This window comes from Nocardioides carbamazepini (genome assembly GCF_024614185.1).
Taxonomy (GTDB): domain Bacteria; phylum Actinomycetota; class Actinomycetes; order Propionibacteriales; family Nocardioidaceae; genus Nocardioides; species Nocardioides carbamazepini.
In genome coordinates this window covers 329,778-345,810 of the sequence record NZ_JAHTLF010000018.1, presented here as the reverse complement: position 1 = coordinate 345,810, position 16,033 = coordinate 329,778, and the positions used below count along the sequence as shown (strand labels likewise).

At 71.4% G+C, this 16,033-nt stretch carries 10 protein-coding genes; 7 read left to right on the top strand and 3 right to left on the bottom strand.

Annotated elements, in window-relative coordinates:
- Nucleotides 1-216: 216 nt before the first annotated feature.
- The 3 genes from KVF89_RS20345 to KVF89_RS20335 are packed head-to-tail and all read right to left on the bottom strand — an operon-like array spanning nucleotide 217 to nucleotide 3,870.
- Nucleotides 217-1,995 (bottom strand): acetyl/propionyl/methylcrotonyl-CoA carboxylase subunit alpha, encoded by a 1,779-nt coding sequence (locus KVF89_RS20345; RefSeq protein WP_257428124.1) that lies wholly within the window; start codon nucleotides 1,993-1,995, stop codon nucleotides 217-219.
- 16 nt (nucleotides 1,996-2,011) lie between these two features.
- A complete protein-coding gene (locus KVF89_RS20340; RefSeq protein ID WP_257428122.1) occupies nucleotides 2,012-2,254 on the bottom strand; it encodes an acyl-CoA carboxylase subunit epsilon in 243 nt (80 codons plus the stop codon).
- A 29-nt stretch (nucleotides 2,255-2,283) separates the two neighbouring features.
- Nucleotides 2,284-3,870 carry an acyl-CoA carboxylase subunit beta gene (locus tag KVF89_RS20335; protein WP_257428120.1) on the bottom strand — a complete coding sequence of 529 codons (1,587 nt, stop codon included), beginning with the start codon at nucleotides 3,868-3,870 and terminating at the stop codon, nucleotides 2,284-2,286.
- A gap of 65 nt (nucleotides 3,871-3,935) precedes the next feature.
- Here KVF89_RS20335 and KVF89_RS20330 point away from each other — a divergent pair, with 65 nt between their 5' ends.
- The 7 genes from KVF89_RS20330 (at nucleotide 3,936) to KVF89_RS20300 (ending at nucleotide 15,957) form a co-directional block, all read left to right on the top strand.
- Nucleotides 3,936-4,616 (top strand): TetR/AcrR family transcriptional regulator, encoded by a 681-nt coding sequence (locus tag KVF89_RS20330; RefSeq protein ID WP_257428118.1) that lies wholly within the window; start codon nucleotides 3,936-3,938, stop codon nucleotides 4,614-4,616.
- Between the two features lie 152 nt (nucleotides 4,617-4,768).
- Entirely contained in the window at nucleotides 4,769-6,316 is a 1,548-nt protein-coding gene (locus KVF89_RS20325; protein ID WP_257428117.1) for a S8 family peptidase, read from the top strand.
- Between the two features lie 87 nt (nucleotides 6,317-6,403).
- On the top strand, nucleotides 6,404-7,036 hold the full coding sequence (locus tag KVF89_RS20320) for a GTP pyrophosphokinase (protein WP_257428115.1): 633 nt from the start codon (nucleotides 6,404-6,406) through the stop codon (nucleotides 7,034-7,036).
- A 21-nt stretch (nucleotides 7,037-7,057) separates the two neighbouring features.
- Nucleotides 7,058-8,779 carry a cation:proton antiporter gene (locus KVF89_RS20315; RefSeq protein WP_257428114.1) on the top strand — a complete coding sequence of 574 codons (1,722 nt, stop codon included), beginning with the start codon at nucleotides 7,058-7,060 and terminating at the stop codon, nucleotides 8,777-8,779.
- A 97-nt stretch (nucleotides 8,780-8,876) separates the two neighbouring features.
- Nucleotides 8,877-9,074 (top strand): hypothetical protein, encoded by a 198-nt coding sequence (locus tag KVF89_RS20310; protein ID WP_257428113.1) that lies wholly within the window; start codon nucleotides 8,877-8,879, stop codon nucleotides 9,072-9,074.
- A 242-nt stretch (nucleotides 9,075-9,316) separates the two neighbouring features.
- Nucleotides 9,317-13,234: a CLIPPER-2 domain-containing protein gene (locus tag KVF89_RS20305; RefSeq protein ID WP_257428112.1), complete on the top strand. Its 3,918-nt coding sequence runs from the start codon at nucleotides 9,317-9,319 to the stop codon at nucleotides 13,232-13,234.
- 143 nt (nucleotides 13,235-13,377) lie between these two features.
- On the top strand, nucleotides 13,378-15,957 hold the full coding sequence (locus KVF89_RS20300) for a LuxR C-terminal-related transcriptional regulator (protein ID WP_257428109.1): 2,580 nt from the start codon (nucleotides 13,378-13,380) through the stop codon (nucleotides 15,955-15,957).
- The last annotated feature ends 76 nt before the right edge of the window (nucleotides 15,958-16,033 follow it).

Sequence of the window (16,033 nt, the reverse complement as noted above, 5' to 3'; positions counted from 1 at the left end):
CGCGCCCCCCCGCCGCCCACTCACGCCACCACCCCCCCGACCCGCCACAGATTTACCGGTCCACCGCCGCGACCCGCCCAATTTTCACCTCCCGAGTGTACTATCTGCCCCGGGTCGGTGTTGATCCGGATTCAATCTGCGACGGGTCGGGGTCAGACAGAGTTCAATCTGCGACGGGTCAGCGTCGGACAGAGTTCAATCTGCGACGGGTCGGGGTCAGTCTTTGATCTCGCAGACGACCTCGCCGTTGCCGATGGTGACGCCGACCTCGGCCGAGAGACCGGTGATCGTGCCGGCCTTGTGGGCCTTGAGCGGCTGTTCCATCTTCATCGCCTCGAGGACCACGACGACGTCGCCCTCGGCGACCTCCTGGCCCTCCTCGACGGCGACCTTGACGATGGTGCCCTGCATCGGCGAGGTGACCGAGTCACCGGATGCCGCGGCGCCGGCCTTCTTGCCGCCGGCGCGCTTCGGCTTCTTCGCGCCGCCGGCGGCGGCACCGCCGCCGAGGCCGCCGAGACCGGCCGGGAGGACGACCTCGATCCGCTTGCCGCCGACCTCGACGACGACCTTCTGCTTCTCGCCGGCCTCATCGGGCTCGCCCGCGGCGCCGCCGTACGGCGTGATCTGGTTGTCGAAGTCGGTCTCGATCCACGTCGTGTAGACGTCGAAGGAGCCCTCGCCCGACGGCGTGGACGCGCCGACCCAGGCGGGGTCGTTGACGATGACCTCGTGGAAGGTGATCGCGGTCGGCATGCCGTCGACCTCGAACTCCGCGAGTGCCCGGCGGGACCGCTCGATCGCCTGGGTGCGGCTCGACCCGGTGATGATCAGCTTGGCGATCAGCGAGTCGAACGCGCCGGGGACGGTCTCGCCGACCTCGTAGCCGCCGTCGACGCGGACGCCCGGGCCCTGGGGCGGGTTCCACGCGGTGAGGGTGCCGGGGGCGGGCATGAAGTTGTTGCCGCCGTCCTCGGCGTTGATCCGGTACTCGATCGAGTGGCCGCGGATCTCCGGGTCGCCGTAGCCGAGCTCCTCGCCCGCCGCGATGCGGAACATCTCGCGGACCAGGTCGATGCCGGTGACCTCCTCGGACACGCAGTGCTCGACCTGGAGGCGGGTGTTGACCTCGAGGAAGGAGATGGTGCCGTCGGCGGCCACGAGGAACTCGCAGGTGCCGGCGCCGACGTACCCGGCCTCGCGCAGGATGGCCTTGGACGAGTCGTAGAGGCGCTGGTTCTGCTCCTCGGTGAGGAACGGCGCGGGCGCCTCCTCGACCAGCTTCTGGTGGCGGCGCTGCAGCGAGCAGTCCCGGGTGGAGACGACCACGACGTTGCCGTGCGTGTCGGCCAGGCACTGGGTCTCGACGTGGCGGGGCTTGTCGAGGAACTTCTCGACCAGGCACTCCCCGCGACCGAAGGCGCCGATCGCCTCGCGGGTCGCGGACTCGAAGAGCTCGGGGATCTCCTCGAGGGTGCGGGCGACCTTGAGGCCGCGTCCGCCACCACCGAAGACCGCCTTGATGGCGACGGGAAGGCCGTGCTCCTCGGCGAACGCGACGATCTCGTCGGCGGACTCGACGGCGTCCTTGAGGCCCGGGGCGAGCGGGGCGCCGGCGGCGAGGGCGATCTGCTTGGCCTTCGCCTTGTCGCCCAGGCCCTCGATCGCGGCGGGGGAGGGGCCGATCCAGATCAGGCCGGCGTCGAGCACGGCCTGTGCGAACGCGGCGTTCTCGGCGAGGAAGCCGTAGCCCGGGTGCACCGAGTCGGCGCCGGACTGCTTCGCGACGTCGATGATCTTGGCGATGTCGAGGTACGTCTCCGCGGGGGTGGCGCCGCCCAGGGAGTAGGCCTCGTCGGCAAGGCGCACGAAGAGCGCGTTGGCGTCGGGCTCGGCGTACACCGCGACCGAGCCGATGCCCGCGTCCTTGGCGGCACGGATGACGCGCACCGCGATCTCGCCACGGTTGGCGATCAGGACCTTCTTCAACGACATGGTGTGGCCTTCCAGTTCAGCGGGGCAGGGCGCTGGCGCGCCAGGCGCCGCGTCCGGGGTTCGGGTGGGTGCTGGCGGTACGACGCAGGCGGCGGGCCGGGTCGGTCCACGGAGAGCGGGGTGCCTCGGGCGCCGCGGCGCCGCCGCCGAGGGCGGAGAGCACGGCGACGATCGCGGCGACCTCCTCGGCGCTCGCTTCGCTCACGCACAGCAACGGCGTCGCGCTCGCTTCGCTCGCACTGCTTTCTGTTCCGGCCATTCAGGCCTCCTTCGTCGGCGAACGGCCGGTCACAGCGGGATGTTCCCGTGCTTCTTGGGCGGCAGGACCTCGCGCTTGTTGCGCAGCAGGCGCAGCGCCTTGACCACCTCGGCGCGGGTCTCCGACGGCTTGATGACGCCATCGATGTAGCCCCGCTCGGCGGCGATGTAGGGGTTGGCGAGCGTGGTCTCGTACTCGTCGATCAGCTCGGCGCGCTTCGCCTCGACGTCTCCGCCGGCGGCCTCGAGCTCGGCGAGGGTACGGCGGTGCACGATGTTTGCCGCGCCCTGGGCGCCCATCACGGCGATCTGGCCGGTGGGCCACGACAGGTTGATGTCGGCGCCGAGGTGCTTGGAGCCCATCACGTCGTAGGCGCCGCCGTAGGCCTTGCGGGTGATGATCGTGACGAGTGGGACGGTCGCCTCGGCGTACGCGTAGATCAGCTTCGCGCCGCGGCGGATGATGCCGAGGTGCTCCTGGTCGACGCCGGGCAGGAAGCCGGGGACGTCGACGAAGGTCAGCACCGGGATGTTGAAGGCGTCGCAGAACCGGACGAACCGGGCGGCCTTCTCGGACGCGTCGATGTCGAGCGTGCCGGCGAACTGCATCGGCTGGTTGGCGACCACGCCGACGGACCGGCCCTCGACCCGGCCGTAGCCGACGATGATGTTGGGCGCGAACAGCGGCTGCACCTCGAGGAAGTCACCGTCGTCGACGATCGTCGTGATGACGTCGTGCATGTCGTAGGGCTGGTTCGGCGAGTCCGGGATCAGCGTGTCGAGCGCGAGGTCCTCGGCGGAGGGGTCGAGGTCGGCCGCGTCGTCGTAGGACGGCGCCTCGTCGAGGTTGTTCTGCGGCAGGAAGGCCAGCAGCGCCTTGACGTACTCGAACGCGTCCTCCTCGTCGGAGGCCATGTAGTGGGCGTTGCCCGACTTGGTGTTGTGGGCCCGGGCGCCGCCGAGCTCCTCCATGGTGACGTCCTCGCCGGTGACGGTCTTGATGACGTCGGGACCGGTGATGAACATCGCGGAGGTCTGGTCGACCATGATCGTGAAGTCGGTGACCGCGGGGGAGTAGACGTGCCCGCCCGCGCAGTTGCCCATGATCATCGAGATCTGCGGGATCACGCCGGAGGCATGCACGTTGCGCTTGAAGATCTCGCCGTAGAGGCCGAGCGAGACGACACCCTCCTGGATCCGGGCGCCGGCGCCCTCGTTGATGCCGATGATGGGGCAGCCGGACTTCATCGCCAGGTCCATGACCTTGGTGATCTTCTCGCCGTAGACCTCGCCGAGCGAGCCGCCGTACACCGTGAAGTCCTGCGAGAAGACGCAGACCTGGCGTCCGTCGACCGTGCCGTAGCCGGTGATCACGCCGTCGCCGTACGGACGGTTCTTCTCCAGGCCGAAGGCGGTCGAGCGGTGGCGGGCGAACTCGTCGAGCTCGACGAAGCTGCCCTCGTCGAAGAGCAGCTCGATGCGCTCGCGGGCGGTCTTGCGTCCCTTGGCGTGCTGCTTCTCCTGCGCCTTGGCGGCGGGAGCGTGCACGGCCTCGTCGGTGCGGCGGTCGAAGTCCGCCAGCTTGCCCGCCGTCGTGTGCAGGTCGATCTCGGTCATGAAACTGAGTATCATCCATTGACACTGGAGTTCACAAGTGGCCGGTGCTCAGGAGCGGAGTGGGTGTGACGCAATCGCGCGAGGAGGACCGCCGTGGCAGGAGTGCCGCCGCGGCGATCGTCGACGCCGCCTTCCGGCTGTTCAACGAGTTCGGGTACGACGAGACCAGCGTCGACGACATCGCCGCTGCCGCGGGGGTGAGCCGCAGCTCCTTCTTCCGGCTGTTCGGGTCGAAGGAGATGGTGATCTTCCCCGACCACGACGCGATCCTGGCCGCGGTCGAGGAGCGGCTGGCCGCCTCGACCGAGAAGAGCGCCATCCTCGCCGTGTCCGACGCCGTCCGGGTGGTCCTCTTCCACTACATCGCTGAGGGACCGCTGGCCCGGCGCCGCTACCAGCTGACGTCCACGGTCCCGGCGCTGCGCGAGCGGGAGCTGATCAGTGGGTCGCGCTACCAGCAGCTGTTCCGGCAGTACATCAGCGCGTGGGGCGACGGCTCCGAGGAGTCCGAGCGCCGTGGCGAGCTGATGGCCGCCGGGGTGGTCGCCGCCCACAACCGGGTGCTGCGCCGCTGGCTGCGCGAGGAGTGCGAGGACCCGCACCTGGAGATCGACGAGGCGATGGCGCAGGTCAACGCGCTCTTCACCCCCGCGCCCGTCCCCGCGCCGGTCGCTCCCGGCGCGATCGTCGTCGTCCGGACCGATCAGGACCTCGCTGCCGTCGCGGAGCAGCTCCGCTCGATGTGACCCGAGGCCGCGATATCGGCACCGCGTCCGGTCGCGGAACAGTTCCGGTCAATCCGAATCTCGACCGAGGATCCTCTCGCCAGTAGTGCCTCCGAGAGGACAAGATGTGACGCGGCGCACATCCGCGCCAGCTCTCTCGGAAAGGTTGACCCATGTCTCAGTTCAACCGGCGGCTCCGTGCCGCTGCCCTCACGGTCGCCGCGGGCCTCACCCTGGCCGGGCTGTCCGTGGGTGGGTCCGGTGCCTCGGCCGCTCCCGGAGGCGCGGCCGGCGACGGCCCCCCATCCACCCCGGTGCCGATCAGCACGCCCGACGGGGTCGTGTCGGCGTACCTGCTCAACGCGAAGCACGCCAACCCCGGCCAGACCCGTCTGGTCGAGCGGGCGGTCATCCGGGCCGGTGGAGTGGTGGTCCAGACCTGGCCGCAGATCGGCGTCGTCGTCGCGCACAGCGACCGGGCGGCCTTCCGCACCGACGTCAGGACACAGGCCGGCAAGGCGCTCGAGTCGGTCGGGGCCACCCGCACCGTGCCGGTCAGCGAGGGAACGCCGGACGGCGTGCAGGCGCCGTGGGGCCCAGGCAGGAGCCAGGCCCGTGCCGCCGCGCCGCGCGCCGAGGGCGACACCGGTGCCGAGGTCACCGAGGCGGTCGCGGCGGACCCGCTCGAAGGCGACCAGTGGGACCTGCGGGTGATCAAGGCCGACCAGGCACACGCGATCACCGACGGCTCCCGTGACGTCCTCGTCGGTGTGCTCGACAGCGGCATCGACCCCGACCACCCCGACCTCGACGACAACATCGATGTCGCCGACTCGGTCAACTGCAGCGACGCCGGCCGGCCGGACACCTCGGCGACCGGCTGGTACCCGACGACGAGCGACCACGGCACCCACGTCGCCGGCACGATCGCGGCGGAGCGCAACGGGGAGGGCATCGTCGGCGTCGCGCCCGGCGTGCGGATGGCGGCGGTCAAGGTCGTCAACGACGCCGGGTTCATCTACCCGGAGTACGCCGTGTGCGGCTTCGTCTGGGCCGGCACGCACGGCATGGACGTGACCAACAACAGCTACTACGTCGACCCGTTCGAGTTCTACTGCGAGGACCAGCCCGACCAGTACGCCGCCAAGGAGGCCGTGCGCCGGGCCGTGGCATGGTCCACCGAGCAGGGCGTCGTCCACGCGGCCGCGGCCGGCAACTCCGCGCTCGACCTGTCCGACAAGACGTCCTTCCTCGACCAGGGCAGCCCCGATGACGGGACCCCGGTCACGCGGACCCTCAACAGCGGCTGTCAGGACATCCCGACCGAGCTCGACGGCGTCGTGACCGTGTCGGCCAGCCACCGTGACGACATCCTGGCCTACTTCTCCAACCGTGGCCTCGGCATCATCGACGTCGCCGCTCCCGGCCGCCGGATCCTGTCCACCATCGTCGCGGGCAACGGCTACGGCCTGAAGTCCGGCACTTCGATGGCGGCCCCGCATGTCGCCGGTGTGCTGGCGCTGATGAAGTCTGCCCACCCCGATCTCACGCCGGCCCAGATGGTCGCGAGGCTGCGGGCCGCTGCCGACGACCACCCCTGCACCATCCAGGAGACGCCGCCGCTGCCCGAGATCCCGTTCGGCGTCCCCTGTGTCGGCACCGACGCCGACAACAGCTACTACGGCGAGGGCATGGTCGACGCCCTCGACGCCGTGAGCTGACCCGGCTCCGGGGACCCGGGTGGACCGGTGGCCGCCTGCCGGGCGGTCACCGGTCACCGGTCACCGGTCACCGGGCAGACTCGACGCGTGACCGCCATCGTCCCCGAGGAGTCGGCTGCCGCCTTCCTGCGCGAGCTGCGGCTGTTCCACCTGAACTACAAGTTCGGTCTCGACGAGATCCTCACCAAGATCAACATCCTGCGTGAGGAGATGACCTTCCGCGACGGGGCCAACCCGATCGAGCACGTCAACTCCCGCATCAAGACCATCGACAGCCTCCGCGACAAGGCCGCCCGGATCGGCTGCCCGCTCGAGCTGGACGCGATCGCGGAGCAGATCCGCGACATCGCCGGCGTCCGCATCGTGTGCAGCTTCGTGGCCGACGTCTACCGGGTGCTCGAGATGCTCACTTCCCAGCCGGACGTCACCGTCCGCCAGGTCAAGGACTACATCGCTCACCCGAAGGCGAACGGGTACCGGAGCCTGCACGCGATCGTGGAGATCCCGGTGTTCCTGTCCGACACGACCCGCGCCGTGCCGATCGAGGTCCAGATCCGCACCGTGGCCATGGACTTCTGGGCCAGCGTGGAGCACAAGATCTACTACAAGTACGCCAAGGACGTGCCCGCCGAGCTGGTCGAGGAGCTCTCCGCCGCCGCCGGCGTGGCCCACGACCTCGACAACCGGATGGCGGAGCTGCACCGCACCGTGCACGGATGATCGCCCCCTAGGCTCGACCGGGTGAGCCACGAGTTCGTCGTCATCGCCGGTGCGGGCCTGGGCATCAGCATCGCGGCGGCGGTGTTCGCCCGTCGTACCGGTGTCGCGGCGCCGCTGCTCCTCGTCGCCCTCGGCATCGCCGCGAGCCTGGTCCCCGGTACGCCGGTGCTCGAGGTCGATCCTGAGCTGATCCTGGCCGGCGTGCTGCCGCCGCTCCTCTACGCGTCGGCCGTCCAGCTGCCCGTGCTCGACCTGCGCCGCAACCTGGCGCTGATCAGCTGGCTGTCGGTCGTGATGGTGATCGTGTCGTCGGTGTGCGTCGGCCTGCTGGTGCACGCGGTGTTCCCGGCGATCCCACTCGCGCTGGGCATCGCGCTGGGCGCGGTGGTGAGTCCGACCGATGCCGTCGCCGCGACCGCTGTGGGGCGTCGGGTCGGACTGCCGCCGCGGTTGATGACGGTGCTCGAGGGCGAGAGCCTGGTCAACGACGCGTCCGCGCTGGTCGTGCTGCGCACGGCGATCGCCGTCGTCGGCACCAGCAGTGCGTTCAGCCTCGGCGGCACGGTCGGCGACTTCACCTGGGCCGTCGTCGGCGCGGGCCTGGTCGGGTGGCTGGTGGCGTGGGCGACGGTCCTGGTGCGCGAGCGTCTCGACGACCCGGTCCTCAACACCACGATCTCGTTCATCACACCGTTCCTGGCCTATGTGCCGGCCGAGGAGGTGCACGCCTCCGGGGTGCTGGCAGTGGTCGTGGCCGGCCTGGTCACCGGCGCGATGGGCGCGAAGCGGTTCAGCGCCCGCGACCGACAGACCCAGACCACGACCTGGGCGACGATCAACTTCATCCTGGAGAGCGGCGTCTTCCTGGCCCTCGGCTACCAGCTGCCCGCCCTGGTCGACGACGCCCGGGCGGAGACCAGCGTCGGCCAGGTCGTCGGCATGGTGAGCCTGGTCCTCGGTGCGCTGATCGCCCTCCGGTTCGCCGGCCTGGCCTGGCCGGCGCTGGTCGGCCGGTTCGGCCCCGGTGACCGCAACAGGCGGGCCCGGCTGCGGTTGGACCAGATCGAGCAGCACGTCTCCGCCTGGGAGCCGAAGGACGACCGGGAGGAGACCCGGCTGCGCTGGGCGCGCAAGCGGATCGCCCGCGCCAGCGCCGACGTCGCCTTCGAGGAGCGCGAGCCGATCACCGCCCGCGGCTACCTCGTCCTGGCCTGGGCCGGCATGCGCGGCGTCGTCACGCTGGCCGCGGCGCAGACGATCCCCAGCGACACACCGCACCGCAACACCGTGGTGCTGGTGGCGTGCCTGGTCGCGATGGTCTCGCTCGCCCTGTTCGGCCTGACCCTCCCGGCACTGATCCGCCGGATGCGGTTCCCGACCGACGACCCGGCCGAGCGTCGCGACGACGTGCTCACCCTGATGCGCCAGATCGGTGAGGACGCGACCGATTCCCTGGGGCCGCTCGACACCCAGCGGATCGACGGCGAGGCCCTCGACCCGGAGGTGGTGGAGGTGCTCAAGGACCGCTTCCTGCCGATGCTCCTGGCCGGCGTACGACGCGGCGCGGCGAGCCGGCCGGGCCAGCGGGAGCAGGCGTTCATCATCCAGCGCCGCTACCTCGACGCGCTGCGCGAGGGGTTGCTGCGGGAGCGCTCGGTGGGCGCGTTCAGCACCGAGACGTACAAGCAGGTCGAGGCGATCCTCGACCGCGAGGAGCAGCGGCTGGGCTCCGCCGCCGGCTGAGCACCGGGGGAGCAGCGGCTGGGCGCCGGGTGACTTCCGGGGTGACAACCGTGGTGCTGCCTCCGCGACCACCTCCGGCGTGCCCACAATCCCTCACATGCACAGCAGGCTCCCGGTCGTCCGCCGCGTCACGGAGTTCGACGCACTCGTCGAGCACCGGCTCGCGCGGCTGCACCGTGAGATCGACGAGGCCCGCTCGCGGCTGGCCGACGAGCCCGAGATCGAGATCCTGACCCATCTGTGCGGCGTCCTGGCCGGCCTCGGCGACACCCTGTCGCGCCGGGGGAGCGCGTAGTCACGCGCGAAGGCGCGGACCGCGGCATCGTGATCCGCGCCGGCAGGCGGCGCTGTCGTCACCTCGCCGCCGGGTGAGGTTCCGGGGGGTGTTCGGGGCGATGCCGTATCCCCCAGGGTGCCGGGTCGATATCCGTGGTGCAGGGCCGCTTCCACCTCTCCCCGGGACGGGTGCGGTGGCCTGCCGTCCGGCACCCAGCTGCACGCATCGCACCCATCTGCACTCGGAAAGGTCCCCCCACCTTGAGGAAGCTCCTCCCTGGTCTCGCACTGGCGCTCGTCGCCGGCGCGGCGGCCGTCGTACCCACGGTCGCGCTGGCTCCGCCGGCGATCGCAGCGCCCGGTGACCCGGGCAATCCCTCCGATCCGGTCGTCATCTTCCACGAGGACTTCGAGAACGACATGGCCGACGGCGAGGTCGTCCGGCTCACCGACTACGTCGGCGCGAACGGCGAGACCTACTCCGCCGAGGGCGCGTGGGCCAACCCCGCCCAGCAGAACGGCTTCGTCCTCGACGGCACATCGAGCGACGCCGACCAGCAGGCCGTCGGCAACACCGGCAGCTACGCCCAGCTGCGGAACCTCGCGACGACGATCGGCGCCATGAACGGCTCCGTGTCGCCGGAGTCGAACCACGCCGCCGCGGCCTTCACCGGCGGCGGGGACCCGGGACCGAACCTGGTCGAGTTCCGCACCGAGCAGCCGATCGCCTACGACGCGACGAACCGCTTCCTCACCTTCTCCGCCAACACCTCGGTCATCAACTGCCACGCGGCGCCGCCGCTGCTGCGGTTCTACCTGGACAACGGCGTCACCGAGATCCCGGTGGGGGCGAGCGCGCTCAACCCCTGCCCCAACGGTGCCCGCACCGTGATCTCCGACGGCATCCTGTTCAGCGGCACCGAGCTGGGTGTCGTGCTCCGCAACGAGCAGGGCAGCGCCGCCGGCAACGACCACGCGTTCGATGACATCGTCGTCAGCGACGCGACCCCGCAGCTGGACAAGGCGTTCTCGCCGACGACCGTGCCGGCCGGGTTCCCGAGCACGCTGACGTTCACCGTGACCAACACCTCCGACCTGGCCGCGAAGGAGGGCTGGTCGTTCACGGACAACCTGCCCGCGGGCATGGAGATCGCCGCGGCGCCGCGGTTCGCCACGGACTGCGCCAACGGCGCGATCCTGAGCGGTGGCACCGCCGGTGACACCGGCGTCTCGGTCGAGGGCGACCTCACCGCGGGCCAGGAGTCCTGCGCCCTGTCGGTCGACGTGGTGACGCCCGGCGCCCACGCCGGGGACACCTTCGCCAACGCCGCCGCCAATGTCGACGACCTGGTCGGGCTCGACCCGCCCGGCTCGGCCACGCTGACCGTCGGCGCGCGCGGCCTCCCGCAGGTCGGCTGCGACCTGGCCGACACCCGGGGCACCCAGCGCTGGTGGCACTTCGGCAACGGCGTCGGCCTGGACTTCGGTACGTCGGGCACGGCGATGCCGACCACGACCCCGGACACCAACGTCAACTCGATCGAGGGCACGACGGTCGTCACGGACGCGGCCGGGCAGTTGCTGTTCTGGTCCAACGGCCTTCAGGTGTTCAACAAGTTCCACCAGGTGATGCCGAACGGCGCCGGCCTGCTCGGCAACGCCTCGGCGACACAGACGGTGGCGGCGTTCCCGTCCGTCACCTCGCCGGGCACCTACTTCGTGGTCTCCACCAACGGCGCCTCGGAGGTCGGCGGCACCGGACATCTCGTCTACTCGGTGGTCGACATGTCCCTCGACGGCGGTCTCGGTGACGTGACGGCCACGAAGAACGTCGCCCTGGAGCCTGCCGCCAATGGCGCCTCCGAGCAGCTGACCGCGATCCCGAACGCCTCCGGCGACGGGTTCTGGGTGGTCACGGCGCAGGCGTCCTCGCCCAACATCCGGGCCTACCTGTTCGACGCGGCCGGCCCGGTCGATCCTGACGGCGCCGGTCCGTTGGCCGCGGGCGACTCGGTGGTGAGCGTGATGCCGACGAACAACTACAACCAGTTCGGCACCCTGAACCTCAGTCCCGACCTGTCCAGCGTCCTGCTGGCGACGGGGAACGCCGCCGGCGCCTCCCGGATCCGGTTGATGGACTTCGACGCCACCACCGGCCGCTTCGCGCAGCGCTTCGAGTGGACTACCCCGGTCGGTCAGGGCACGAGCATGTACTCGGCCGACTTCTCCCCCTCGGGCGACTACGTCTACGCGACGCGCATCTTCGGCGGCGCCCATCTGTTCCGCTACACCCTCGCGGGTGCGGCCGACGGTGCCGCGGTCAAGGCGACCGAGGTGGATCTCGGCGTGTTCCACAACGACGGCGGCCAGGTGAAGCGCGGCCCGGACGGCCGGATGTACCTCGCGAAGCGGGGCGCCGGTTCCCTCGGCGTGATCAGCACCCCCGACGCGGCAGACTCCGGCGACATCGGGCTCGACACCGCCGGCGTCACGCTGCCCGCGGGCACCGCGTCGCAGTGGGGACTCCCGCAGATGGTGACCGGCTGCCCGAGCACCCCGAAGCTGGAGCTCGTCAAGACGGCGGCGCTGACCACCGACACCGGCACCATCGGCCAGGCCGACGCCGGTGATGTGATCACCTACACGATCACCGTCACCAACAGCGGGTACGTCGACGTCGCCGACGTCACGGTCGCCGACCCGATGCCCGGACTGTCGCCTGTCACGCCGGCCAACGTCCCCACGCTGGCGCCCGACGACGACGCGGTCTTCACGGCGACGTACACCGTGACCCAGGCCGACGTCGACAACGGCGGCCAACTCGTCAACGCCGCGACGGCGGAGGGCACCGACCCGGACGGCGACGAGATCGTCTCCCCGCCGGCGCCGGGCACCTCGGTGACGATCGACATCGCTCCCGCCGACCCGGACGTGCAGGTCGTGAAGTCGTCGGCCATCACCACCGACGGGCTGCCGCTGGGCAAGGCCGACGACGGCGACGTGATCACGTACACCTTCACGGCGACCAACCACGGGAAGGCGACCGCGCACGACGTGGTGGTGAGCGACACGCTGCCGGGCCTTTCGGCGGTCTCGCCGGCCTCGGTGGGCACGCTCGCCCCCGGTGCCTCGGTGGACTTCACCGCGACGTACACCGTCACGGCCGCCGACGTGAAGGCACAGAAGATCGAGAACACCGCGTCGGTGACCTCGACCGGTCCGACGCGGGGTGGCGTCACGCCCCCGCCGGTCATCTCGGCGTCGAACACGGTCAACACCGCGACCGGTCCGCTGGGTGCGCCGTCGATCCTGACGAGCACTGACCGGAAGGTCGCGCTGGAAGTGGGCAAGAACGGCCGGACCAAGCCGGTCGCGCTGCGCGACTCGGTCACGATCACCGGCCTCGTCCCGGGCGGCAGCCCGCAGGGCACGGCCACGCTGTACGGCCCGGTCGCGTCGCCGTCGGGCGCGATGTGCACGCCGGAGAACCTGGTGGGCACGGTCGCCTTCACGCCGGCCAACGGCACCGTCGACACCCCGTCCGTGCAGGTCTCGGAGCCCGGCTACTACACCTGGGTCGTCGCCACGGCCGCGGACCGCCGCAACCTCGCGGCCACCCACGCCTGCGGCCTGCCGACCGAGACGACGCTGGTGCACCGGGCCGACTACGGCAAGGTGAAGATCGAGACCGGGTACGCCGGCACCGAGGCCTCGGTCCAGGGCCGCGTGGTCCGTCCGGCCCAGGTCTCGATCAAGGCGCTCGGCATGAGGGCCAAGCTCGACACCGTCGGCCTGCGCAAGGGCTCGATGGTGATCCCGGGCAATGTCGCCAAGGGCGGCTGGCTGGGCCGATCGGCGCTGCCGGGGGACCTCGTGGGCTCGACCGTGATCGCCGGTCACGTCTCGGACCGCGCGGACCGCCCGGGTGCCTTCGGCAAGCTGCGCAAGGCGAAGAAGGGCCAGGTCGTCACTGTTCGCGCGAGCGACGGGACGATCCAGAGGTACCGGATCGACCGCGTCTTCACCCAGCCGCGCAAGAAGGGCTTCGCGGGCACGGAGGTCTCCACGACCGGGGAGCACCAGCTGACCCTGGTGACCTGCACCGGCAAGGTGACCTACGCCAACGGCCGCTACCACTACACGAAGAACCTCGTGGTGGTCGCGACCCCGGTCGGGTGACCCGGAGATGAGGACGGGGCACCGGGGCGCCGGCAGCGATGCTGCCGGCCACCCCGGTGCCCTGTCTGCCGTTCCGCTGCGGCACGATGCGAGGACGGTGGCATCCCCCGAGCTGCCACCCCTCTCCCTCTGAGGTGCTGACCGTGCGTGCCGGTGCGATCGTCCGACCCCGCCTGCTCGAGCTGCTCGACGTCGACCCAGCGCCGGTCACGGTGCTGCAGGCGCCGTCCGGCTACGGCAAGACCACCTTGGTCCGGCAGTGGGCGGCGGGTCCACGCCCGCCGGACGAGCGGCTGGTCTGGGTCGCGCTCAGCGCGGAGGTCGAGTCCGACCGCGCGTTCTGGACGGCCGTCATCACCGCCGGCCGCCGGCTCGGACACCTGTCGCCGGAGCGGGCCGGCGTCGTCGCCGACGACGTCGACGCACTGGACGACCCGGTCCCGGTCCTCCGGAACCTGGTCGTCGACGGGCGACCCGTGACCCTCGTCGTCGACGCCTACGAGCACGTGCGCCATGCCGCCGCCCAGGTCGACAGCGACATCCTGCGCCTGGCCGCCGAGCTGCCCCATCTGCGGATCGTGGTGACCACCCGGGCCGGGACGACGCTCGCCGACCCGGTGCACCGGGTGCGGGACGCCGTCCGCCTGATCGGCGAGGAGGACCTCGGGTTCACCTCCGAGGAGACGGCCCTGCTCTTCGCCGAACACCTGCCCGGCGACCTGGCGGAGGTCGCGGAGCAGGTCCATCACGACACCCACGGCTACCCGCTGGCCATCCGGGCCGCCAGCCTGGCGCTGCGCGGTCGGTCGTGCCCGCCCGCCCGCGACTCCGCCGAGTGGCGCGCGATCGTCGCCCAGGACCTGAGCTCGCAGATGCACGATCCCGTGCTGTCCGCCTTCGTGCGCGACACCGCCGCCGCGCCGTACTTCGATCTCGAGCTGGCCCAGGCCCTCACCGGTCTCGAGGACGCGGGGCCGATCGTCGACCAGCTGGAGTGGAACGGTTTCGGGCGCTGGGTGCCCTACCTCGCCGACCGCCCCGTCTTCCAGTACGTCGACTCGCTCCGCGAGGCCGTCCGCGACGACCTGCGGACCAACGACTCCGACCGCTACCGGCGCAGCGCTGGCACCGCCGCGACCTGGCTGCACGACAACGACGAGCACGAGCAGGCGTTGGAGCTCGCCGTCGACGCGGGACGCTACGAGCTGGCGAGCCGGATCTTTCGCAGCGTGCTGCTGAGCTCGCCGGAGAGCTACACGACCGATCATCTCGACCGGCAGCTGGCCCGGATCCCACGGGCGCTGCTGATGCGACAGCCCGTTCTCGCGTTCGCGCGCGGGCTGGCGCTGCTCAGCAACCCGGCCACCCGCGGCGCCGCCGGCGAGTACTTCCTGCGGACCGCCGACCAGACGAGCGACGACTGGCGTCATCTCGATCGCGGCTCGTCGTTCTTTCAGCGGGTGGCGAAGTCGGCCAGCCTGCGGTTCGTGGGGCGGTACGTCGAGGCGGCCACCGCCGGCCGCGCCGCACTCGACTTCTACGACGACATCGACATCGGCGACGACGACCGGCTCCTCGAGCTGCGGGCGATGGGCCTGCGACAGGTGGGCTACTCCCTGTTCCAGGCCGGCGAGCTCGAGGACGCGCACGCCGTCGTCACCCGGGCGATCGCGACCGCCACCCGTCCCTGGGCGCGCAACTACACGCTGGTCTACGGCGTCGGGCTGTCGGCCATCGACGGCCGGTGCCGCGAGGCCGCCCACACCGCGCGGCTGATCGATCCACGGGCGTGGCCCCGCGACCACGCCCACACCTACGTCAACGCGCTCGGCAGGATCGGCAACGCGATGCTGCGCCTCGACGACTTCGACTTCGCCGGCGCCATCGCGGAGTACGACGGCTGCGAGTCTTTCATCCACACCGCCGAGTTCTGGCCGTTCCTCACCTGGACCCTGCTCCAGGCGCGCCTCGGGTTGGAGGAGTCGGGCCCTGAGGTCCAGCGGGTCGCCGATGCCCTGCAGGCCTGGCCGCCGCCGCCCGGCGCCGGTGACAGCTTCGGCACCTCGGTGCTGCACGGCCTGCTCGCCATCACTTGGCTCTCCGAGGGCCGCACCCGCGAGGCGGCGGAGCTGCTGCGCCGCCCGAGCCGTTGGCCCGGCCAGGTCGCGCCCGCGCAGGTCCTGAGCCGGCTCACCGGCGGCGACGCGGCCGGCGCTCTGCACGTCGTACCTCGCCTCGAGTCGCTCCCCGGGCACAGCATCCGGTCGCGCGCCGGCCTCGCCACGCTCGGCGCCGCGGCCGCCCTGCGTGCCGGACACCCCGACGCCGCCGGCGCGTTGCTCGACCGGGCCGCCTCGCTCCACGCCGAGCACGGTGTCCGGGCCCACCTGCTGCACGTGCCCGGCAAGGATCTCGAGGCGCTGCGCGACCTCGCCCGGCACTCGGGTCGCGCCGCGGCGGCTTCCTACCTGGACGTCGACGTCGTCGGCACCATCGATCCCGGCGTCGAGGTCAGCCCGCTGACCGCACAGGAGCTCGCGGTGCTGCGCGCCTCGGTCGACCATCCACGCCGCAGCGACCTCGCCGCCGCGCTCCATCTGTCCCCGGAGACGGTGAAGTCGCACATGCGCAGCATCTATCGCAAGTGGGGCGTGAACACGCGCGAGGCGGCCCTCGAGCGGGGCATCCGGCTGGGCCTGCTCGGCGACGACCGGCCCGGGTGAACTGCTGGGTGAGATGACCTCGCCCGAGGTGCCCGGCGGCCGGGTGGCGGCGCAGAATCGGGACCGGGCCTCCGGA

What these genes read in the sequence shown, in the direction of transcription:
- KVF89_RS20325 (WP_257428117.1), top strand. Translation starts at nt 4,769, where the DNA reads ATGTCTCAGTTCAACCGGCGGCTCCGTGCCGCTGCCCTCACGGTCGCC.
- KVF89_RS20310 (WP_257428113.1), top strand. Translation starts at nt 8,877, where the DNA reads ATGCACAGCAGGCTCCCGGTCGTCCGCCGCGTCACGGAGTTCGACGCA.
- KVF89_RS20345 (WP_257428124.1), bottom strand. Translation starts at nt 1,995, where the DNA reads ATGTCGTTGAAGAAGGTCCTGATCGCCAACCGTGGCGAGATCGCGGTG.
- KVF89_RS20335 (WP_257428120.1), bottom strand. Translation starts at nt 3,870, where the DNA reads ATGACCGAGATCGACCTGCACACGACGGCGGGCAAGCTGGCGGACTTC.
- KVF89_RS20340 (WP_257428122.1), bottom strand. Translation starts at nt 2,254, where the DNA reads ATGGCCGGAACAGAAAGCAGTGCGAGCGAAGCGAGCGCGACGCCGTTG.